The following is a 20,765-nucleotide window of genomic DNA, read 5'->3' as shown; positions in this document are numbered from 1 at the left end:
TGTCGGTCGGGTTTGGTAGACAGGCTGCATGGGTGTGAGCGTCGATGAGTTCCTTGACCTGGTCCGCGGGTTGCCGGAGGTGACCGAGCATCCCGGCGGGGAATGGGTCGGTTTCAAGGTCCACGGCAAGGGCTTCGGCTACCTGTGGGAGAAGACCGAGACCGTCGGGGTCAAGGCCACGATCGAGGAGCAGCTGGCGCTGGTGGCCGAGCGGCCCGAGGTGTTCGAGGTGCAGTTCACCGCGGGGCGCTTCGGGTGGGTCGTCGTCCACCTCGACAAGATCGACGCCGACGAGCTGTTCGAGCTGATGGCCGAGGCGTGGTGCCTGACCGCGCCCCGGCCGCTGGTCAGCGCGTTCGAGGCGGAGCACCAGATCGCGCCGTCGTGAGCCGGCGGTAGTCTCGGGCAGCGTGACCCCCGTCGACATCCGGCTTCGCGAGTGGCGCGAGGACGACGCCCCGGCCGTGCTGAGCGCGTTCCGTACGCCCGATCTGCGCCGCCAGTCGTCCTTCCCCGTCGTCACGCTCAAGGACGCGGTGGGCTGGATCACGTCCTGGACGGGCGTCGGGCACGCGTTCGCCGTGACCGTCGAGGGCGGCGCGGTGGTCGGCAACGTGGCCGTGGCCGGGATCGACGCCCACGACACCGGGTGGGTGTCCTACTGGGTCCTGCCCGCACACCGGGGGCTCGGGATCGCGACGGCGGCCACCGAGGAGCTGGCCCGGTGGGCGTTCGGCGAGCGCGGGCTGTTCCGGCTGGAGCTGGGGCACCGCACGGACAACCCGGCCTCGTGCCGGGTGGCGACCAAGGCGGGGTTCCGGGCGGAGGGCATCGAGCGCGGCAAGCTCTGCTACGAGGGCGTGCGCCTCGACGTCGAACGCCACGCCCGCCTCGCCACCGACTGACTGGCCCGGCCTGACCCGCCGCGGGGGGCCAGGTGATCGAGTTGGCTGGTCACGTGGTGGCGGGGTGAACTACCCTTTTTCGGGTGGACAGCGAGAGCCGGGCCGCGGCCGGGCTGCTGGCGGCCCTGAGCAGGGCGGCCGAGATCCTCGCCGGCTTACGCCACCCCTTCGTGCGCAGCCGTCCGTTCTCCTGTTTCGTCCCGCCCTCTGGAGTGCGCACGGGCGCCGACTTCGTCCTCCCCGACGGCCGCGAGGTGCGCTTCGAGGTGTCCCTCACCGTCTCCGGCGACGCCTTCCACGTGGAGGGCGGGATCACCGCGGAGGGCGAGCCGCTGCTGGAGCTGCCGCGCAGAAGCCTGCCGAACGTGCACGCCGCGCTCGCCGTCCTGGACGACTACGCGGGCGACGTCGCCGCCCCCGCTGACCGCCTGCTGGACGACCTGCTGGACGAAATTGTCTAATTGTCTGACAATGTAGGCATGAAGAACGGACCTCTCGCCGTCGTGGGCGCCTCCGCGCTCTGGGGCACCGCGGGCACGGCGGGGCTGCTGGTCTCGGCCGACTCGGTCGCCCTGGCCGCCGCCCGGCTGGTCATCGGCGGCGCCGCGCTCGGCCTGCTCGCGCGGGCCGGCGTCCGGCGGGCGTTCCGGCCGGGGCTGGTGCCGGCGGCCCTGGCGGTGGCGGCGTACCAGTTGTGCTTCTTCGCGGCGGTCGGGCGTACGGGCGTGGCCATCGGCACGGTGGTCGCGATCGGCAGCGGGCCCGTGTTCACGGGCCTGCTGTCCTGGGCGCTGCACGGACGGCGGCCGAGCGGGCGATGGGCGCTGGCGACCACGGCGGCGGTCGGCGGCTGCGCGGCGCTGATCGTCGGCGGCGGCGCGCAGGCGGGCGGCCAGATGGTCTCGGGCGTGCTGTTCGCGCTGATCGGCGGCCTGCTCTACGCCTTCTACGCGGTCTCGGCGGCCAGGGCCATCGAGAAGGGGGCCGAGTCGGACGCCGTGATGGGGGTGATGTTCGGCGGCGCCGCCCTGGTCATGCTGCCGGTGCTGCTGGTCAACGGCGTCGGCTGGCTGGGGGAGCCGCGCGGGCTGCTCGCCGTGCTCTACCTGGGCCTGGGCACCACCGCGCTGTCCTACATCCTGTACGGGCGCGGCCTGCGCACCACGCCGGTCGCCACGGCCTCGACGCTGGCGCTGGCCGAGCCGGCCGTCGCCGCGCTGCTGGGCCTGCTGGTGCTGGGCGAGCGGCTGTCCCCGCTCTCGGTCGCCGGGCTGGTGATGCTGGTGCTCGGGCTGGTGGCGGTGGCCGTGCCGGAACGCGGCAGGGGCCGGGCCAGGGAGCAGGGCAGGGAGCGCGACGGGGAAACGGCACTAGCATCACAGCCGTGATGTTGCCCCTCAAACCCGTCTCCACGGTCGGCGCGCTCGCCGACGCCCTGCGCACCCGGGTGCTCTCCGGCGAGATCGCGCCGGGCACGCCGCTGCCCGAGCAGGAGATCGCCGCGTCGTACGGCGTGGCCAGGCCGACCGTGCGCGAGGCGCTGGCCGGCCTGGTGCACGAGGGACTGCTCAGGCGGGAGCGCAACCGCAGCGCCTATGTCCCCGAGGTGACGATCTCGGACCTCCAGGACCTCATGTACGTGCGCCGCCCCCTGGAGGACCTGATGGCCCAGGCCGTGGCCGGCCGCCGGGTGCCCGACGCCGAGGCCGCGCTGCTCAGGTGGGAGGCGCTGCCGGCAGACGCGCCGTGGTCGGCGACCGTGGCCGAGCACATGGCCCTGCACGAGGCGCTGATCGAGGCGGCCGGCAGCCGGCGGCTCGAACGCCTCTACGCCACGCTCGCCGCCGAGACCAGGCTCGGCATGGTGCGTCTGCGCCAGGTCTACCGCGACCGGGAGGTCCTGATCCGCGAGCACCGCGAGCTGCTCGACGCCATCGCGGCGGGCCCGGTGGAGGCGGCGCGGGCGGCCGTCGCGGCGCATCTCAGCCACAACTGGGGCAGTCCCGAGCTTCCCTGAACGGGTGAGCCGTGTGCGTCATTGCGCGCGAGCCCTTGCGGGACAACCCCGGAACTCGCAAGAATCGCGGCCATGCACGGCAACCCGATGCCGGACTCCTACGTATATGTCACCGAAGAGGGCGTCACCCGCCACTACGCCGACGGCAGCGTCGAAGCCCTCGCGTGGGAGGACGTGGTGGAGGTCCGTGTCGCCACCGAATCCGGGGAAGACGTCCTCTACATCCTCCTCGATCGGGACGGCGAAGGCTGCGTGGTGCCGCGTTCCGCGACTGATGCCACCTTTGTCGCCCGACTACGCTACTTGCCCGATTTCGATCTCGACCGGCTGAACCTGGCCGCCGATTCCGCGCGTGACGGAGTTGTGGTCGTGTGGCGCAGCCCTGATCCGCCGTCCGCATTGCCGGATCTGGAGTACGACTAGCGGCTTTGCCTGCCGGTCACCTGGCGAAATGTCGCCATAAACCTCACATTTTCTCGCCCGCACGCTGCACTTTTGGATCGTTCCGTCAACCCCCGAAACCCCTAGATCGACGTCCGATTGTGGACATTTCCCGTTATTCCCCAGGTTGGAATCGATCTTTACTCTTTAGTGGGGGCCGCCGCCCTTGATAACGCATGGGTCATTGTCAACCTATGCGGCACAAGGAACGTCCTGTTATCGCGGTGAAAGCAGTTATCACAGGGTGGTGCTATGAGGGTGGGGACTGGGGAGTCCACTGCTGTGCTCCTCGAGGCCGCGCCACGCCTTGAGTCCAACATCTGGACGCGGGCGTATCTGCGGCTCCTGTTAGGTGGGGACACGGCGTGCGCGCTGTTCGCGTGCGCGTGCGTGCTGGGCGTACGCCTGGCCTCCGGCGTGTACGTGCCGATCGCCGAGTACGTGCTCGGGCTCGGCCTGCTCGTCGTCTGGCCGGTCGCGCTCATGATGGCGGGCGCGTACCGTCAACGCGCCAACGGCGAGGGCACCGAGGAGTTCAAGGCCGTCTTCGCCGGCGGCATCGGGCTGATGGCCACCACGGCCATCCTGGCCTACGCCACGCAGACGGCCATCGCGCGCAGCTTCGTCATGGCGATGTTGCCGCTGGTGCTGGCCGCCACGCTCTACTTCCGCTACCGCATGCGCAAGCGTCTTCATCGCAGGCGGGCGATCGGCGAGTACATGCGGCAGGTGATCGCGGTCGGGCACCGGGAGTCGATCCTCGACCTCGTCGTGCAGTTCCGCCGTCAGCCGCACCACGGCATGCAGGTGGTGGGAGCCTGCCTGCCGCACGACACGCTCGACGTCGACCTCGACGGCATCCCCGTGATGGGCTCCTTCGGCGACGTCGCCGAGGTCGTGGCCCACTCGCGGGCCGACGCGGTGGCCGTCCTGGCCTGTCCGGAGCTGGACGGCGCGGCGCTGCGCCGGCTGGCCTGGAGCCTGGAGACCGCGCGTACCGACCTGTTCGTGGCGCCCGCGCTCATGGACGTCGCCGGCCCGCGCATCAGCATCAGGCCGGTGGCCGGGATGCCGCTGCTGCACGTGGAGCACCCGGAGTTCGACGGCTCGCGGCAGCTCGTGAAGGCGGCCTTCGACCGGCTGGTGGCCGGCGCGGCCCTGCTGGTGCTCGCGCTGCCGCTGCTGGCGCTCGCCCTGGTGATCAGGCTCACCAGCCAGGGGCCCGCGCTGTTCCACCAGACCAGGGTGGGCAGGGGCGGCAGGGAGTTCCGGGTGGTGAAGTTCCGCACGATGGTGGTCGACGCGGAACGGCTCAAGCACGAGCTGCTCGCGGCGAACGAGTTCGACGGCGTGCTGTTCAAGATAAGGAACGATCCAAGGATCACCCGGGTCGGCGCGTTCCTGCGCCGCTACTCGCTGGACGAGCTGCCGCAGCTGCTCAACGTCATCCGTGGTGAGATGTCCCTCGTCGGCCCCCGGCCGCCGCTGCCGGAGGAGGTCGCCAGGTACGGCGCCGACGTGCGCCGCCGCCTGGTGGTCAAGCCGGGCATGACCGGCCTGTGGCAGGTCAGCGGGCGCTCCGACCTGACGTGGGAGGAGTCCGTACGGCTCGACCTGCGCTACGTGGAGAACTGGTCGCTCCTGCTCGACCTGCAGATCCTGTGGAAGACCTGGTCCGTCGTCACCCGTGGAGAAGGGGCTTACTAGCAGTGAAGGCACTCGTGCTCGCCGGAGGGTCGGGCACACGGCTCCGGCCCATCACGCACACCTCGGCCAAGCAGCTGGTCCCCGTCGCCAACAAGCCGGTCCTGTTCTACGGGCTGGAGGCCATCGCGGCCGCCGGGATCCGGGAGCTCGGCCTGGTGGTCGGGGACACGCAGGCGGAGATCGAGTCGGCGGTGGGGGACGGCTCGGCGTTCGGGCTGCAGGTCACCTACCTTCGCCAGGAGGCGCCGCTCGGGCTGGCGCACGGCGTGCTGATCGCCCGTGAGTTCCTGGGCGACGAGGACTTCGTCATGTACCTGGGCGACAACTTCGTCGTCGGCGGCATCAACGACCTGGTGGACAGGTTCGCCAGGGAACGGCCCGCCGCGCAGATCATGCTGACCAGGGTCGGCGATCCCGGCCAGTTCGGGGTCGCCGAGCTGGACGCGAAGGGCCGCGTGATCGGCCTGGAGGAGAAGCCGGCCCGGCCCAAGAGCGACCTGGCGCTGGTCGGCGTGTACCTGTTCAGCCCGGCGATCCACGCCGCCGTCGCCGAGCTCAAGCCGTCGTGGCGGGGCGAGCTGGAGATCACCGACGCCATCCAGTGGCTGATCGAGGCCGGTCTGCGCGTGGAGTCGTCGGTGATCTCGGGATACTGGAAGGACACCGGCAACGTCACCGACATGCTGGAGGTCAACCGGCTGGTCCTGGAGTCGGTCGAGCCCGGCGTGCGCGGGCGGGTCGACGAGGCCAGCGAGCTGATCGGCCGGGTCGTGGTCGAGCCGGACGCGGTGGTCGAGCGCTCCCGCGTGGTCGGCCCGGCGATCATCGGCCGGGGGGCGCGCATCCAGGACAGCTACGTCGGGCCGTTCACCTCGGTCGGCGCGTCGTGCGTGGTCACCGGCAGCGAGATCGAATACTCGATCCTGCTGCCCCGGGCGTCCATCGACGGCGTCGGCCGGATCGAGGCGTCACTGATCGGCCACGACGTCGAGGTCACCCGAGCGCCCAACACGCCCAGAGCCCACCGTCTCGTGCTGGGCGATCACAGCAAGGTACAGATCACTACATGACAAGAATTCTGGTGACGGGCGGCGCGGGATTCATCGGCTCCCATTTCGTCCGGGGGTTGCACGACGCGTACGTCACCGTCCTCGACAAGCTCACCTACGCGGGGAACCGGGCCAACCTGGAAGGGGTGCGGCACGAGTTCGTCCACGGCGACATCTGCGACGCCGAGCTGCTGCGCGAGGTCGTGCCCGGTCACGACCTGGTGGTGAACTTCGCCGCCGAGTCACACGTCGACCGGTCGATCGAGGGCGCCGCCGCCGAGTTCATGCGGACCAACGTGCTCGGCACCCAGACGCTGCTGCAGGCGTGCCTGGACGCGGGCACGCCCAAGGTCGTCCAGGTCTCGACGGACGAGGTCTACGGGTCGATCGACATCGGCTCCTGGGACGAGTCCGCGCCGGTGCGGCCGCGTTCGCCGTACGCGGCCAGCAAGGCGGGCGGCGACCTGATCGCCCGCTCGTACGCGATCACCTACGGCCTGAACGTGTCGATCACCCGCTGCGGCAACAACTACGGCCCCCGGCAGTACCCCGAGAAGCTGATCCCGCTGTTCGTCACGAACCTGCTGCGCGGCCGACCGGTCCCGCTGTACGGCGACGGCGGGAACGTGCGCGACTGGATCCACGCCGAGGACCACTGCGCCGGCATCCGCCTGGTCGCCGAGAAGGGCGAGCCCGGCGAGATCTACCACATCGCCGGCACCGCCGAGCTGACGAACAAGGAGCTGACCGCCCGCCTGCTCGAAGCCTGCGGCCGCGACTGGGACTCGGTGCGCCACGTCGAGGACCGCAAGGGCCACGACCGCAGGTACTCCCTGGACGACAGCAAGCTGCGCAAGCTCGGCTACCGCCCGGAGATCCCGTTCGAGCAGGGGCTGAAGGACACGATCCGCTGGTACGCCGAGCACCGCGACTGGTGGCCCGCGTGACCGGGCGCCTGCCATGAGGTGGCTCGTCACGGGCGGCGGCGGGATGCTGGCCGCCGACGTCCTGGAACGGGCGGCGCTGACCGGCGAGCCGGTGCTCGCGCTCGGCCGGTCCGAGCTCGACCTGTGCGACCGGCGCGCGGTCCGCGACTTCGTCTCCGCCTACCGGCCGGGCGTGGTGGTCAACTGCGCCGCCTGGACCGCCGTGGACGACGCCGAGACCCACGAGGACGAGGCGCTGGAGATCAACGGGCACGCGGTGGGCTGGCTGGCCGACAGCTGCGCGCGGGCCGGGGCGCGGCTCGTGCACGTGTCCACCGACTACGTCTTCGACGGCACCGCGCCGGGCCCGTACCCGGAGGACGCGCCGACCGCGCCGGTGAACGCGTACGGCAGGACCAAGCTCGCCGGCGAGCGGGCGGCGCTGGAGCACGGGCACCACGTGGTGCGCAGCGCCTGGCTGTACGGCGCGGCCGGCCCCAACTTCGTCCGGACCATGATCAGGCTGGCGGCCGAGCGCGACACCGTGGACGTGGTCGACGACCAGCACGGCCAGCCGACGTGGACCGCCGACCTGGCCGACTACCTGGTACGGCTGGCGCGCTCCGAGCTGCCGCCGGGCGTCTACCACGGCACCAGCTCCGGGGAGACGACATGGTGCGGCCTGGCCAAGGAGATCTTCACGCTGCTCGGCCTGGACCCGGAACGGGTGCGCCCGGTGAGCTCGGCGGGCTTCCCCGGCCGGCCCGGCGTCCGGCCAACAGCGTGCTCGCGCACACGAAGGGAGAGCCGATCCGGCACTGGCACCAGGCGCTGCGCGCGGCCTGGCCGGTGCTGACGCGCGGGCGCCGGTGCGGCGTCGCGTAGGCGGCGCGGTGCTGTGGCTCATGGTGGCGGGCCTGGCGGGATGGGCGGGGCTGCGGCTGTGCGGGTGGGAGCCGAAGTTCCTGTGGTCGCAGCTCGTGTCGTTCACGCCGTACGCGGCGGCGTTGTCGGTGGTGCCGCTGGCGTTCGCGCTCTACCTGCGCGCCGGGCCGCTGATCGCCGCCGCGCTCGCCGTGACGTGCGCGTTCGCGGTGGCCGTCGTGCCGCGCGCGGTGCCCGAGGGCAACCCGCCGGCCGCCGGGCCGGTGCTGCGGGTGCTGGCGGTCAACCTGCTGCACTCCTCCGTGCTGCCGCCGGTGCTGGTGGAGACGGTCGAGCGCGAGCGGCCCGACGTGCTGCACCTGCTGGAGTTCACCGGCCTGATGCGGGAGCGGGTGGAGGAGCTGGGGCTGACGCGGCTGCTGCCGTACCGGATCGTGTTGCCGGGGGAGGACTCGTCGGGGGCGGCGATCTACTCGCGGTACCCGTTGCGGGCCGCGGACTCGCCGATCGCGGCGCCGCCCTTCGAGGAGAGCCCGCGCCACCTGCCCGCCGTCGTCACGCTGCCGGGCGCGCGGGAGGCCGAGATCGTCGCCGTGCACGCGTGCGCGCCCTCGGAGGGCTGGCGCACGGCCTGCTGGGCGTCGAGCATCCGGGCGCTGCCGCCGGCCGGCGGACCCCTGCGGATCCTGGCCGGGGACTTCAACTCCACCCTCGACCACGCGGTGCTGCGCGACCTGATCGCCACCGGCTACCGGGACGCCGCCGACGTCACCGGAAAAGGGCTCTCCATGACCTGGCCCTACTACGAGCAGCCGCGGCTGTTCCCGAAGGTGGCCATCGACCACGTGCTGGCCGACCGGCGGATCGCGGTCCGGAGCTTCCAGACCCTGCGGGTGCCGCGGACCGACCACCGGGCCACGCTCACCGAGCTGGTCCTTCCTTGATGTGACGTTTCCGGAGCTGAGACCGATATGTCATGGACACCCCAGGGGGACGGATGACGAGGTTGCCGGAGAGGAAGACGGTGTTCGGCACCGTGCTGGACGCCCTCACCATGAGCCAGGTGATCGCCCGCTGCGTGGCGGCCGTCGGGGAGGGCGGCAAGCTGACCATCGGCGTGGTGAACGCCGCCAAGGTCGTCAACATGCGCGCGGACGCCGCCCTGCGCCAGTCGGTGCTGGACAGCGATCTCGTGCTGGCCGACGGGCAGGCGGTGGTCTGGGCGGCGCGGGTGCTCGGCCACCGGATCCCCGAGCGGGTGGCGGGCATCGACCTGTTCACCGAGCTGATGGCCGAGGGCGGCCGGCGCGGCTACCGGGCCTACTTCCTCGGCGCGACCGGCGAGGTGCTGGCCGGCGTGCTGGACGAGGTGCGCGCCCGCTACCCCGGGCTGGCCGTCGCCGGGTCCCGCGACGGCTACTTCGCGCCGGAGGAGTCGGCCGAGGTCGCCGCCGAGATCGCCGCCTCGCGGGCCGACCTGCTGTTCCTGGGCATCACCTCGCCGAAGAAGGAGATCTTCATCCGCGAGTGGGGCGAGCGCACCGGGGCGCGGATCATCCACGGCGTGGGCGGCTCGTTCGACGTGCTGGCCGGGCGTACCCGCAGGGCGCCGGTGCGCTGGCAGCGATTAGGGCTGGAATGGCTCTACCGCATGCTCCAGGAGCCGCTGCGGCTCGGGCCGCGCTACGTGCGCACCAACGGCAGATTCCTGCTCCTGGTGGTCAGGGAGTGGGCCGGTGTCAGACGCAGGATCGAGGAGACGACGTGACGGATCACCGGATCGCTCTGCTGAGCTCCGGCCACCAGGACTTCGTGCGGGGCATGCTGGACCTGTCGGTACGCGGCCTGCCCCCCGGCTACGGCGACGGCGGCTTCGTCTTCACCCGCCGGGGCCGGCGGCAGCCCGACGGCACGTGGACGGCCGTGCCCGAGGGGCGCAGCATCCGCTACTCCGCGATCGTCGCGCTCGGCGTGGCCACCCTGGAGGAGGAGCGGCAGCGGGCGGCGCTGGCCGGTGACGGCGTCCTCGACCTGGTGGGGAACCTGGTCAAGCGGCTTCCCGAGGTGAGCGGCGCCGGCGACGCGGCGCTGATCTGCTGGGCGGCGGCCGAGACCGGACACGCCGACCTCGACCTGGCCCTGAGCCGCCTGGCCGAGCTGGACGCGGGCGGGCACATCCACACCGTCGAGGCGGCGTGGGTGCTGGCCGCCCTGGTCGCGGCCGGGGTGCGCGACGGCCGGGCCGAACGCGCCCGCGAGCGGCTGCTCGGCGGGCTGGCCGGCAACCGGCTCTACCCGCACGCGCTCGGCCGCGGCGCGCTGGTGCCGCGCTACCGCGCCCACGTGGGCTGCTTCGCCGACCAGGTCTACCCGCTGCAGGCGCTGGCCAGGCTGCACGCCGCCACCGGGGACGCCGAGGCGCTGCGGGCCGCCGAGCAGGTGGCCGCGGGCATCTGCCGGGCGCAGGGGCCGGAGGGGGAGTGGTGGTGGCACTACGACGCCCGTACCGGCTCGGTGGTGGAGGGGTATCCGGTGTACAGCGTCCACCAGCTCTCCATGGGGCCGATGGCGCTGCTGGACCTGGCCGACGCGGGTGGCACGGCGTACGTGGCGGAGATCTCCAAGGGGCTCGACTGGATGATCGAGCGGCCCTCGTTCGTGCTCGACGACCTGGCGCTGACCTGGCGGAAGGAGGCCAGGGCCGATCCGCGCAAGCTGGTGCGCGGGCTGCGGGCGATGGCGACGGGCGTGCATCAGGGGATGCGGCTCGGTGTCCTGGACCGGGTCTACCCGCCGGTCGCCGTGGACCGGGAGTGCCGGCCGTACGAGCTGGGGTGGTTGCTGTACGCGTGGCTGGCCAGATGCGGACAAAGCGCGTGACTTAGCCCTGGATCGGTGCGATAGATCGATTCAGGGCTCGGGGGATTTTTCCGTTTCAAGGGGGTTCCCGTGTTACGGCGGCTTCGCCATGCGCTTTTATCCGTCCTGCTGATCACGACCGGGCTGGCGATCGTCGCGCCGCCGCCCGCGCAGGCACTTCCGGGCAGCTTCCAGAGACAGGTGGTCTTCAGCGGGCTGACCAATCCGACCAACATCGAGTTCGCCCCGGACGGCCGGGTGTTCGTCGCCGAGAAGAGCGGCCTGATCAAGGTCTTCGACTCCCTCGCCGACACCACGCCGGCGATCTACGCCGACCTGCGCACGCAGGTGCACAACTTCTGGGACCGCGGGCTCCTCGGCCTGGCCCTGCACCCGGACTTCCCGGCCGACCCGCGCATCTACGTGCTGTACTCCTACGACGCGGTGCCCGGCGGCAGCGCGCCGCGCTGGGGCACCGCGGGCGCGAGCGCCGATCCGTGCCCGACCCCGCCCGGCGCAACGGGGGACGGCTGCCTGATCACCGGGCGACTGTCCGTGCTGGCGCCCTCGGGCGGCTCGGTGGCCGAGACCCCGCTGATCACCGGCTGGTGCCAGCAGCACCCCAGCCACTCCGTCGGCGACCTGGCGTTCGGCCCCGACGGCATGCTCTACGCCAGCGGCGGCGACGGCGCCAGCTTCAACTTCGCCGACTACGGCCAGGACAACCTGACCAGCTCCGACGTCACCCCGGACAACCCCTGCGGCGACCCGCCCTCGCCGGTCGGCACCGCGCTCAGCCCGCCGGCCGCCGAGGGCGGCGCGCTGCGCTCGCAGGACCTGCGCACCGGCGGCGACCCGGCGGGCCTCAACGGCAGCATCATCAGGATCGACCCGGACACCGGCGCCGCCGCCCCCGGCAACCCGAACGCGGGAAGCAGCGACCCCAACGCGGCCCGGATCATCGCCTACGGCCAGCGCAACCCGTTCCGCATCACCGTACGGCCCGGCACGAACGAGATCTGGGCGGGCGAGGTCGGCTGGAGCACCTACGAGGAGATCAACCGGATCGCCGCTCCGACCGGCCCGGTCAGCAACTTCGGCTGGCCCTGCTACGAGGGCCCGGCCCGGCAGGGCGGCTACGACAACCTGAACCTGACCCTCTGCGAGAACCTGTACGCGGCGGGCCCGGCGGCGGTGACGCAGCCGTACTTCGCCTGGAACCACTCCTCCAAGCCCGCGCCGAACGACCCGTGCCCGTCAGGCGGATCGTCCTCCAGCGGCGTCGCGTTCTACGAGGGCGGCTCCTACCCGGACGCCTACGACGGCGCGCTGTTCTTCTCCGACTTCAGCAGGTCGTGCGTCTGGGTCATGACCAAGGGCGCGAACGGCCTGCCCGACCCGGCGACGGTGACCACGTTCGACTCCGGGATGCCCGCCGTGGAGGTGCAGACCGGCCCCGGCGGCGACCTGTTCGCGGTCGACTACACCAACGGGCAGATCATCCGGTACCTGTACAACAACATCCCGCCGACCGCCGTCATCGGCGCCGGCGCGACCTCGGGCAACGCGCCGCTCACGGTGAACTTCACCTCCGCCGGATCCGCCGACGCCGACGGCGACCCGCTCGCCTTCCGCTGGGACCTGGACGGCGACGGCGACTACGACGACTCCACCTCGGCCACGCCGTCCTACACCTACACGCAACCCGGCTCCTACGTGGTGAGGCTCCGGGCCGACGACGGGCGAGGCGGCCAGGGGACCGCGACCGTCACGATCAACGTCGGCAACACGGCCCCGACGGCGACCATCAACTCGCCCTCGCCCTCGCTGACGTGGGCCGTCGGTGACACGATCACGTTCTCCGGCACCGGCACCGACGCCCAGGACGGCACGATCCCCGGCTCGCGGATGCAGTGGAAGCTGATCATGCACCACTGCCCCAGCACCTGCCACGAGCACGAGATCACCACCTTCACCGGCACCGGCGGCTCCTTCGCGCCGCCGGACCACGAATACCCGTCGCACCTGGAGCTCCGGCTGACGGTGACCGACGCGCACGGCCTGACCGACACCAAGAGCGTGCTGCTGCAGCCGAAGACGGTGAACCTGACCTTCCAGACCGTGCCCGCCGGGCTGCAGCTCGGCTTCAACAGCGAGCAGACCGTCGCCCCCTTCACCAGGACGGTGATCGTCGGCTCCCACAACTCGGTCTCCGCGCCCTCCCCGCAGAGCTCCGGCGGCTCCAGCTACACGCTCACCTTCTGGTCCGACGGCGGCGCGGCCACCCACAACGTCACGGCGCCGGCCACCGCGGCGACCTACACCGCGACCTACCAGCAGTCCCAGGTGCCGGACGGCCTGGTGGCGGCCTACGGCATGGACGCGGGCGCCGGCACGGCGGTCGCCGACGCCTCGGGCAAGGGCAACAACGGCACGGCCGCGAACACCACGTGGTCCCTGACCGGCAGGTACGGCCAGGCGTTGTCGTTCGACGGCACGTCGAGCTGGGTGACGGTGGCCGACTCCAGCTCGCTGCGTCTGACGAACGGGATGACGTTGGAGGCGTGGGTTCGTCCGTCGAGTGTGACGGGGTGGCGGACGGTGTTGATGAAGGAGTTCGGGGCGGATCTGGCGTACGCGATCATGGGGAGCGGCGGCAGCGGCCCGGCGGCGTTCGTCTACACGTCCTCGGGGGCGAACGCTCCGGCGGCGAGCAACCTGCCGTTGAACACCTGGAGTCATGTGGCGGCGACGTACGACGGGTCGACGTTGCGGATGTTCGTCAACGGCACGCAGGTGGCGACCAATCCGACGGTCGGCAACCTGCGCACCGGGACGAGTCCGTTGCGGATCGGCGGGAACAGCGGTTCGGGCGAGTACTTCAGCGGCCTGATCGACGAGGTGCGGGTCTACAACAAGGCGCTCACCGCCGCCCAGATCACCACCGACATGAACACGCCGGTCGGGCAGCAGGGACCGCCCGACACCCAGCCGCCCACCGCGCCGGGCTCGCTGGCCGCGACCGGCGGTCAGGGCAGCGCCCAGCTCACCTGGACGGCCTCGACCGACAACGTGGCCGTCACCGGGTACACCGTCCACCGGTCGGCGACCGCCGGGTTCACGCCGTCCGGGGCCAACCAGGTGGGCTCGACCGCGAGCACGTCGTTCACGGACTCGGGGGTCGCGGCGGGCACGTACTACTACCGCGTCGTGGCCTTCGACGGCTCCAGCAACACAGGGCCGCCGTCCAACGAGGCGTCGGCGGTGGTGACCCAGCCGCCCACGGTCAGCGGGCTGGTGGCGGCGTACGGCATGAACGCGGGCACCGGGACGGCCGTCGCCGACGCCTCCGGCAACGGCAACAACGGCACCCTCACCGCGGCGGCCTGGACGGCCGGCAGGTACGGCCAGGCGTTGTCGTTCGACGGCACGTCGAGCTGGGTGACGGTGGCCGACTCCAGTTCGCTGCGTCTGACCAATGGGATGACGTTGGAGGCGTGGGTGCGTCCGTCGAGCGTGACGGGGTGGCGGACGGTGTTGATGAAGGAGTTCGGGGCGGATCTGGCGTACGCGATCATGGGGAGCGGCGGCAGCGGCCCGGCGGCGTTCGTCTACACGTCCTCGGGGGCGAACGCTCCGGCGGCGAGCAACCTGCCGTTGAACACCTGGAGTCATGTGGCGGCGACCTACGACGGGTCGACGTTGCGGATGTTCGTCAACGGCACGCAGGTGGCGACCAATCCGACGGTCGGCAACCTGCGCACCGGGACGAGCCCCCTGCGGATCGGCGGGAACAGCGGTTCCGGTGACTACTTCAGCGGCCTGATCGACGAGGTGCGCGTCTACAACAAGGCGCTCACCGCCGCCCAGATCACCACCGACATGAACACCCCGGTCAGCTAGCTCCGGCTGCTCTCGTCGCGCAGCCAGGTGGTGTAGTCGCCCGCGCGGATCGCGCGGGCGGCCCGCCGCCTGGCCAGCACGGCCATCGCGGCGAAGACCACCGCCGCGCCCGCCAGGCGCGGCTCCTTCGCCACGATGGCCGCCAGGTCGCGCGGGCCGGTGCGCTCGCCGGCGGTGGCCGAGGTCCGCTCCAGCTCGGTGACGCTGGTCATGGCCCGGACCCGGCGACGCAGCAGGTCGGCGACCGTGCGCGGCGGATGGATCACCGCGTGGGCCGTGCCGACGATCACGCGTTCGTCGGGCGTGAACGCCAGCGAGGCGGTCAGGTCGTCGGCCATCACCGGCGGCAGCGCGCGCAGCCGCTCGTTGCCCACGCCGTTCACCGCGATCACCCCCCGGGCGAACAGCCCGGCGCGCACGTGCGGCAGCCGCGTCCAGATCGCGTAGTAGGCGCGCACCGGCCACGGGCGGTCGGCCAGCGTCAGGTCCCGCTCCGGCGCGGCGGCGAGCGGCCCGTCCGGCGCGGCCAGCACGGCCGCCAGCGCTCGCGCCGAGGCGGTGCTGAGCTCGATGTCGGCGTCGACGTACAGGCGGGGGTAGCCGCGGGCGGCCGCGTCGCCCATGCGCAGCGCCGCGCTCTTGGAGGGGACGGGCGTGGTCAGCACCCGGACGTCGTACGGCCGGGCCACCTCCGCCGTGCCGTCGGTGCAGCCGTTGGCCACGACCACCACGTCGAACTCGCCGGGCGCCGCCTCGCCGAGCAGGCCGTCCAGCAGGCGGCCGAGCACCTTGGCCTCGTTGTGCGCCGGGATCACGACGCTCACCACGACGGGAGGATCCCCGCGTCGCGGGCCTGCTTGAGCGTGGGGGCGGCGGCGTCCTTCGCCGACAGGACCGGCTCCACGTCGATCGGCCACTCGATGGCGAGATCGGGGTCGAGCGGGTGGATGCCGTGCTCGTGCGCCGGGTCGTACGGGGAGGAGCAGAGGTAGACGACCGTGGCCGACTCGCTGAGGGCCATGAAGCCATGGCCCAGCCCCTCGGTCAGGAAGATGCCCTGGCGCGAGACGTCGTCCAGCCGCACCGCCTCCCACCGCCCGTACGTCGGCGAGCCCACGCGGACGTCCACCACGACGTCCATGGCCTCGCCCGACACGCACATGACGTATTTGGCCTGGCCGGGCGGCACGTCGGCGAAGTGGATGCCGCGCAGCACGCCGCGGCTGGAGACCGAGCAGTTGACCTGGGCCAGCTCGATCGAGCGCCCTGTCGCCTCCCGCAGGTCGGCGGCGCGGAAGCTTTCCAGGAAAACGCCCCGGGGATCGCTGAGGATGCGGGGGGTGTAGAGCAATGCTCCATCGATGCTCAGGCGTTTCATGAAGACACTTGTAACACTCATTGCCGCTCACCCGAAGTATGGCTGTGGGTTTCCAAAGGGGGAAATCTTGTCATTTCTGGGTGGGGCCCTTTGTTGATGACATCGTGCCGGTTGTGCGGCTCGACGGACCTGGTCGGCGTGGTGGATCTCGGGGCGACACCGCCCTGTGAACTCTTCCTCACCGCGGAACAACTCGATCAGCCAGAGCTCACCTATCCCCTTCATCTGCGGGTATGCACGGGCTGCTGGCTGGCCCAGATCCCGCCGTTGATCACGCCGGAAGAGACATTCACCGAATACGCCTACTTCGCGTCATTTTCTGCCTCCTGGGTGGAGCATGCGCGGCGGTTCGTCGACACGGCCGTGGAACGGTTGAAGCCGTCGTTCGTGGTCGAGGTGGCCAGCAACGACGGCTACCTGCTGCAGCACGTGGTCGGACGCGGCATCCGGTGCCTCGGCATCGAGCCGTCGGCCAACGTGGGGCAGGCGGCCAAGGAGAAGGGCGTGCCGACGCTCACCGCGTTCCTCACTCCGGAGACGGGCGCGTCGGTGCGGGACGGGAACGGTCCCGCCGACCTGGTGGTGGCCAACAACGTCTACGCGCACATCCCCGACGTCATCGGCTTCACCAAGGGGCTGCGCGCCCTGGTGGCCGACGACGGATGGGTCTCGATCGAGGTCCAGCACCTGCTCACGCTCGTGGAGCTGAACCAGTACGACACGATCTACCACGAGCACTTCCAGTACTACACGGTGGCCTCCGCGCAGCGGGCGCTGGCGAGCGGTGGGCTGACCCTGGTCGACGTCGAGCTGCTGCCCACCCATGGCGGGTCGATCCGGCTGTGGGCGCGGCCCTCGGGCAGCCCGTCCGGCCGGGTGCTCGACGTGCTCGCCAGGGAGAAGGCCGCCGGGCTGCACGACCTCTCCGGTTACGCGGGGTTCGCGGAGCGGGTCGCCCGCGTCCGCCGCGACCTGCTCCGCTTCCTGATCACCGCCGCCGAGGAGGGCAAGACGGTCGCCGGGTACGGCGCGCCGGGCAAGGGCAACACGCTGCTCAACCACTGTGGCATCCGGCCGGATCTGCTGGCCTACACGGTGGATCGCAATCCGTACAAACACGGCAGGTTCACGCCGGGCACCAGGATCCCGATCGCTCCGCCGGAGCGCATCGCCCAGGACCGCCCGGACTATGTGCTGATCCTGCCGTGGAACCTGCGCGAAGAGCTCACCGCTCAGCTCTCCTATGTGCACGAATGGGGAGGCCGGCTGGTCTTCCCGATCCCACACCTGGAGGTCGTGTGAAGGTTGTCCTGTTCTGCGGAGGATTCGGCACCCGGATGCGGACCGGTGTGCCGGGCGAGGTGCCCAAACCGATGGCGCTCGTCGGTCCGCGACCGCTGCTCTGGCACGTGATGCGCTACTACGCCCACTTCGGACACAAGGAGTTCATCCTGTGCCTGGGGTACGGCGCCCACCACATCAAGGACTTCTTCCTCGGCTACCAGGAGGCCACGTCCAACGACTTCGTGCTGCGCGGCGGCAAGGTCGAGCTGCTGTCGAGCGACATCTCCGACTGGTCCATCTCGTTCGTGCAGACCGGGACGGACTCCCCGATCGGGGAGCGGTTACGCCGGGTCCGCAGCCATCTGGGCGACGACGAGGTGTTCCTCGCCAACTACGCCGACGTGCTCACCGACGCGCCGCTGCCCGAGATCATCGACCGGTTCACCGAGTCCGGCGCGGCCGCCTCGATGATGGTGGTGCCGCCGTCCCAGACCTTCCATTGCGTGGACGTCGGCGAGAACGGGCTGATCGGCGGCATCTCGCCGGTCAGTGAGATGCCGGTGTGGGTCAACGGCGGCTACTTCGTGCTGACCCAGGAGATCTTCGAGCACATCCCGGAGAACGGCGACCTGGTCGCCGACGGCTGCGCCGAGCTGGCCAAGCGCGGACGCCTGCTGGCCTACCCCCATCGGGGCTACTGGCGGCCCACCGACACCGTCAACCAGCGCATGGAGCTGGACGAGGCGTACTCGCGCGGCGTGCGCCCGTGGGCTCTGTGGGAACGGTCCCGGTGATCGGACTGCGTCCCGGAGGCGTGACCTCCGTCGTGGCGCTCGCCGCGCACTGCGACGACCTGGCGATCGGAGCCGGCGGCAGCCTGCTGACGATCTGCGCCGCCCGTCCCGGCGTGCGCGTGGACGCGCTGGTGCTGTCCGGCGGCGGGACCGAGCGGGAGGACGAGGAGCGCGCCGCGCTGGCCGACTTCTGCCCCGGCGCGGACCTGCGGGTGAGCGTGCTCAAGCTGCCCGACGGCTACCTGCCGGCCCGCTGGGAGGAGGCCAAGGCCGCGGTCGAGGAGCTGCGGGCCCGCACCGAGCCCGGCCTGATCCTCGCGCCCTGGCGCGGCGACGCCCACCAGGACCACCGGGGGCTGGCCGAGCTGGTGCCCACCGCCTTCCGCGACCACCTGACGCTCGGCTACGAGATCGTCAAATGGGACGGCGACCTGGCCGCGCCCGCCGTCTACCAGCCGCTCGCCCCGGAGGTGGCCGAGCGCAAGGTGGACCTGCTCCAGCGCCACTACGCCTCCCAGCGGCACCGCCCCTGGTACGACCGCGAGGCGTTCCTGGGTCTGGCCCGCATCCGGGGCATCGAGTGCCACGCGCGGTACGCCGAGGCGTTCCACGTATCCAAGCTGACCGTCGATCTGGAGAACTGATGCGGGTACTTCTCACCGGCCACCAGGGCTACCTGGGCAGCGTGATGGCCCCCGTCCTGGCCGAGGCCGGGCACCAGGTCGTCGGCCTGGACTCCGGCCTGTTCGCCGACTGCGTGCTCGGGCCCGAGCCGGAGCTGGTCGAGGCGCACGCCGTGGACCTGCGCGACGCCGGCCCCGAGCACGTCGCCGGGTTCGACGCGGTGATCCACCTGGCCGCCCTGTCCAACGACCCGCTCGGCGCGCTCGCGCCCGACCTGACCTACGACATCAACCACCACGCCTCCGTACGGCTGGCCAGGCTGGCCAAGGACGCGGGCGTGCGCCGCTTCCTGTACGCCTCCACCTGCTCGGTCTACGGCGCCTCCGGCGGCGCGGACCTGCTGGACGAGGAGGCCTCGCTGCGCCCGGTCACGCCGTACGCCGAGTCGAAGGTGCGGGTCGAGGACGACCTGACCGCACTGGCCGACGACGACTTCACCCCGGTGTTCCTGCGCAACGCCACCGCCTTCGGGTTCTCGCCGAGGCTGCGCGCCGACATCGTGCTGAACAACCTGGTGGGCCACGCGCACCTGACCGGCGAGGTCCGGGTGTTGTCCGACGGCACCCCGTGGCGTCCGCTGGTGCACGCCAGGGACATCGCCGACGCGTTCGCCGCCGCCCTGACCGCGCCGCGCGAGGCCGTGCACGCCACGGCCTTCAACGTGGGCACCGAGGTCAACAACGTGACCGTGGCCGAGATCGCGGCCGAGGTGGTCGCGGCCGTGCCCGGCTCGACGCTGACGATCACCGGCGAGACGGGCGCCGACCCGCGCTCCTACCGCGTCGACTTCTCCCGGATCAGGTCCGCCCTGGGCTACGAGGCCCGCTGGACGGTCAAGGCGGGCGCTGTCGAGCTCATCGACGCCTACCGCGAGCACGGCCTGACCCGGCACGACTTCGACCGCCGCTTCACCAGGCTGGCCCGGCTCGCTGACCGGCGCGAGGCCGGCACCGTCGACGCCACCCTGCGGCCATGACCGGCCCGGAGATGCACGACCTGGTACGGCGGCTCTACCCGCTGTGCCGCAGCATCACCGGCGACGGCCTCCGCCGCACCCTGGAGATCATCGGCGGCTCCATCCCGCTGGAGATCACCGAGGTGCCGACGGGCACGCAGGTGCTCGACTGGACGATCCCCCGCGAGTGGAACATCCGCGACGCCTACGTCAAGGACGCCGCCGGGAACCGGGTCGTCGACTTCCAGGAGAGCAACCTGCACGTCGTCGGCTACAGCGCGCCGGTCGAGGCCACCATGTCGCTGGCCGAGCTGCGCGGGCGCCTGCACACGCTGCCCCCCAGCCGGACCTGGTGCCGTACCGGACCAGCTACTACGCCGAGACCTGGGGCTTCTGCCTGAGCCAGAACACCCTGGACGGGCTGGCGGACGGGCCGTACGAGGTCAGGATCGACTCCACGCTCGCCGACGGCCACCTGACCTACGGCGAGCACGTGATCCAGGGCCGCAGCTCGGAGGAGGTGCTGATCTCCTGCCACGTCTGCCATCCCTCGCTGGCCAACGACAACCTGGCAGGGGTGGCGGTGGCGGTGTCGCTGGCCCAGCGACTGGCCGACCCCTGGTACACCTACCGGTTCGTGTTCGCGCCCGGCACCATCGGCGCGATCACCTGGCTGGCGCTCAACCGCGAGCGCACCGACCGGATCAGGCACGGCCTCACCCTGGCCTGCGCCGGGGACGCCGGGACGATCACCTACAAGCGCAGCAGGCGCGGCGACGCCGAGATCGACCAGGTCTTCGCGCACGTGCTCAAGGACCGGCCGCACACCCTCCTGGACTTCTCGCCCTACGGCTACGACGAGCGGCAGTACTGCTCGCCGGGGTTCGACCTGCCCGTGGGCTCGCTGACCAGGACGCCCTACGGGAGTTACCCGGAGTACCACACCTCGGCCGACAATCCGGACTTCGTGCAGCCCGA

At 71.5% G+C, this 20,765-nt stretch carries 20 protein-coding genes and 1 pseudogene; 19 read left to right on the top strand and 2 right to left on the bottom strand.

Annotated features, from left to right (window positions below; translation table 11 throughout):
• Positions 1-28: 28 nt before the first annotated feature.
• The 14 genes from ACNF49_RS02245 to ACNF49_RS02180 all read left to right on the top strand — a co-directional run bounded on the left by ACNF49_RS02245 (position 29) and on the right by ACNF49_RS02180 (position 14,692).
• Positions 29-388, top strand: a complete 360-nt coding sequence (locus ACNF49_RS02245) for an MmcQ/YjbR family DNA-binding protein (protein WP_357966439.1) — start codon at positions 29-31, stop codon at positions 386-388.
• A 22-nt stretch (positions 389-410) separates the two neighbouring features.
• The gene (locus ACNF49_RS02240) at positions 411-905 is read left to right on the top strand and encodes a GNAT family N-acetyltransferase (protein WP_357966442.1); all 495 of its coding nucleotides are present in this window, start codon (positions 411-413) and stop codon (positions 903-905) included.
• Positions 906-988: 83 nt separating this feature from the next.
• Positions 989-1,366, top strand: coding sequence for a hypothetical protein (locus ACNF49_RS02235; RefSeq protein ID WP_482942653.1), 378 nt, complete (start codon positions 989-991; stop codon positions 1,364-1,366).
• A gap of 18 nt (positions 1,367-1,384) precedes the next feature.
• Positions 1,385-2,293, top strand: a complete 909-nt coding sequence (locus ACNF49_RS02230; RefSeq protein WP_482942652.1) for a DMT family transporter — start codon at positions 1,385-1,387, stop codon at positions 2,291-2,293.
• Positions 2,293-2,922: a GntR family transcriptional regulator gene (locus ACNF49_RS02225; protein WP_357967444.1), complete on the top strand. Its 630-nt coding sequence runs from the start codon at positions 2,293-2,295 to the stop codon at positions 2,920-2,922. The genes ACNF49_RS02230 and ACNF49_RS02225 overlap by 1 nt, the downstream gene beginning before the upstream one ends.
• A gap of 72 nt (positions 2,923-2,994) precedes the next feature.
• On the top strand, positions 2,995-3,345 hold the full coding sequence (locus ACNF49_RS02220) for a hypothetical protein (RefSeq protein WP_352364750.1): 351 nt from the start codon (positions 2,995-2,997) through the stop codon (positions 3,343-3,345).
• Positions 3,346-3,615: 270 nt separating this feature from the next.
• Positions 3,616-5,070, top strand: coding sequence for a sugar transferase (locus ACNF49_RS02215; RefSeq protein WP_357966449.1), 1,455 nt, complete (start codon positions 3,616-3,618; stop codon positions 5,068-5,070).
• Between the two features lie 2 nt (positions 5,071-5,072).
• Positions 5,073-6,140, top strand: coding sequence for a glucose-1-phosphate thymidylyltransferase (locus tag ACNF49_RS02210; RefSeq protein ID WP_357966452.1), 1,068 nt, complete (start codon positions 5,073-5,075; stop codon positions 6,138-6,140).
• Positions 6,137-7,066: a dTDP-glucose 4,6-dehydratase gene (rfbB, locus tag ACNF49_RS02205; RefSeq protein ID WP_357966455.1), complete on the top strand. Its 930-nt coding sequence runs from the start codon at positions 6,137-6,139 to the stop codon at positions 7,064-7,066. Before ACNF49_RS02210 ends, rfbB begins: the two co-directional genes overlap by 4 nt.
• Before the next feature lie 13 nt (positions 7,067-7,079).
• Positions 7,080-7,901 (top strand): dTDP-4-dehydrorhamnose reductase, encoded by an 822-nt coding sequence (gene rfbD, locus ACNF49_RS02200; RefSeq protein ID WP_482942651.1) that lies wholly within the window; start codon positions 7,080-7,082, stop codon positions 7,899-7,901.
• A 13-nt stretch (positions 7,902-7,914) separates the two neighbouring features.
• On the top strand, positions 7,915-8,874 hold the full coding sequence (locus tag ACNF49_RS02195; protein ID WP_482942650.1) for an endonuclease/exonuclease/phosphatase family protein: 960 nt from the start codon (positions 7,915-7,917) through the stop codon (positions 8,872-8,874).
• A 53-nt stretch (positions 8,875-8,927) separates the two neighbouring features.
• Complete coding sequence (locus tag ACNF49_RS02190; RefSeq protein ID WP_482942649.1) at positions 8,928-9,698, top strand: WecB/TagA/CpsF family glycosyltransferase; 771 nt, start codon at positions 8,928-8,930, stop codon at positions 9,696-9,698.
• Positions 9,695-10,810 (top strand): hypothetical protein, encoded by a 1,116-nt coding sequence (locus ACNF49_RS02185; protein ID WP_357966466.1) that lies wholly within the window; start codon positions 9,695-9,697, stop codon positions 10,808-10,810. Before ACNF49_RS02190 ends, ACNF49_RS02185 begins: the two co-directional genes overlap by 4 nt.
• A gap of 69 nt (positions 10,811-10,879) precedes the next feature.
• Positions 10,880-14,692: a LamG-like jellyroll fold domain-containing protein gene (locus ACNF49_RS02180; RefSeq protein WP_498701865.1), complete on the top strand. Its 3,813-nt coding sequence runs from the start codon at positions 10,880-10,882 to the stop codon at positions 14,690-14,692.
• On the opposite strand, the gene ACNF49_RS02175 is transcribed toward ACNF49_RS02180, so the two are convergent.
• Together ACNF49_RS02175 and rfbC are read right to left on the bottom strand one after the other, a co-directional pair.
• Complete coding sequence (locus tag ACNF49_RS02175) at positions 14,689-15,519, bottom strand: glycosyltransferase (protein ID WP_482942647.1); 831 nt, start codon at positions 15,517-15,519, stop codon at positions 14,689-14,691. The genes ACNF49_RS02180 and ACNF49_RS02175 overlap by 4 nt on opposite strands.
• Positions 15,513-16,070, bottom strand: coding sequence for a dTDP-4-dehydrorhamnose 3,5-epimerase (rfbC, locus tag ACNF49_RS02170; RefSeq protein WP_357966472.1), 558 nt, complete (start codon positions 16,068-16,070; stop codon positions 15,513-15,515). Before rfbC ends, ACNF49_RS02175 begins: the two co-directional genes overlap by 7 nt.
• Before the next feature lie 96 nt (positions 16,071-16,166).
• On the opposite strand from rfbC, the gene ACNF49_RS02165 reads away from it, so the two are divergent.
• The 5 genes and pseudogenes from ACNF49_RS02165 to ACNF49_RS02145 all read left to right on the top strand — a co-directional run.
• Positions 16,167-17,372 (top strand): class I SAM-dependent methyltransferase, encoded by a 1,206-nt coding sequence (locus ACNF49_RS02165; protein WP_357967447.1) that lies wholly within the window; start codon positions 16,167-16,169, stop codon positions 17,370-17,372.
• Positions 17,369-18,148 (top strand): sugar phosphate nucleotidyltransferase, encoded by a 780-nt coding sequence (locus ACNF49_RS02160; protein ID WP_357966474.1) that lies wholly within the window; start codon positions 17,369-17,371, stop codon positions 18,146-18,148. The genes ACNF49_RS02165 and ACNF49_RS02160 overlap by 4 nt, the downstream gene beginning before the upstream one ends.
• A complete protein-coding gene (locus tag ACNF49_RS02155) occupies positions 18,145-18,792 on the top strand; it encodes a PIG-L deacetylase family protein (protein WP_482942646.1) in 648 nt (215 codons plus the stop codon). The genes ACNF49_RS02160 and ACNF49_RS02155 overlap by 4 nt, the downstream gene beginning before the upstream one ends.
• The gene (locus ACNF49_RS02150; RefSeq protein ID WP_482942645.1) at positions 18,792-19,808 is read left to right on the top strand and encodes an NAD-dependent epimerase/dehydratase family protein; all 1,017 of its coding nucleotides are present in this window, start codon (positions 18,792-18,794) and stop codon (positions 19,806-19,808) included. Before ACNF49_RS02155 ends, ACNF49_RS02150 begins: the two co-directional genes overlap by 1 nt.
• Positions 19,805-20,763, top strand: a pseudogene (locus ACNF49_RS02145) (DUF4910 domain-containing protein); the annotation flags it as partial. The gene ACNF49_RS02150 and the pseudogene ACNF49_RS02145, both read left to right, overlap by 4 nt.
• Positions 20,764-20,765 lie beyond the last annotated feature (2 nt).

Source organism: Actinomadura sp. ATCC 39365, from assembly GCF_054392275.1.
Note: the sequence above shows the minus strand (reverse complement) of the source record. Positions and strands in the feature narration are given on the sequence as shown.

What these genes read in the sequence shown, in the direction of transcription:
- ACNF49_RS02245 (WP_357966439.1), top strand. Translation starts at nt 29, where the DNA reads ATGGGTGTGAGCGTCGATGAGTTCCTTGACCTGGTCCGCGGGTTGCCG.
- ACNF49_RS02230 (WP_482942652.1), top strand. Translation starts at nt 1,385, where the DNA reads ATGAAGAACGGACCTCTCGCCGTCGTGGGCGCCTCCGCGCTCTGGGGC.
- ACNF49_RS02225 (WP_357967444.1), top strand. Translation starts at nt 2,293, where the DNA reads ATGTTGCCCCTCAAACCCGTCTCCACGGTCGGCGCGCTCGCCGACGCC.
- ACNF49_RS02220 (WP_352364750.1), top strand. Translation starts at nt 2,995, where the DNA reads ATGCACGGCAACCCGATGCCGGACTCCTACGTATATGTCACCGAAGAG.
- ACNF49_RS02215 (WP_357966449.1), top strand. Translation starts at nt 3,616, where the DNA reads ATGAGGGTGGGGACTGGGGAGTCCACTGCTGTGCTCCTCGAGGCCGCG.
- rfbB (WP_357966455.1), top strand. Translation starts at nt 6,137, where the DNA reads ATGACAAGAATTCTGGTGACGGGCGGCGCGGGATTCATCGGCTCCCAT.
- rfbD (WP_482942651.1), top strand. Translation starts at nt 7,080, where the DNA reads ATGAGGTGGCTCGTCACGGGCGGCGGCGGGATGCTGGCCGCCGACGTC.
- ACNF49_RS02190 (WP_482942649.1), top strand. Translation starts at nt 8,928, where the DNA reads ATGACGAGGTTGCCGGAGAGGAAGACGGTGTTCGGCACCGTGCTGGAC.
- rfbC (WP_357966472.1), bottom strand. Translation starts at nt 16,070, where the DNA reads ATGAAACGCCTGAGCATCGATGGAGCATTGCTCTACACCCCCCGCATC.
- ACNF49_RS02165 (WP_357967447.1), top strand. Translation starts at nt 16,167, where the DNA reads ATGACATCGTGCCGGTTGTGCGGCTCGACGGACCTGGTCGGCGTGGTG.
- ACNF49_RS02150 (WP_482942645.1), top strand. Translation starts at nt 18,792, where the DNA reads ATGCGGGTACTTCTCACCGGCCACCAGGGCTACCTGGGCAGCGTGATG.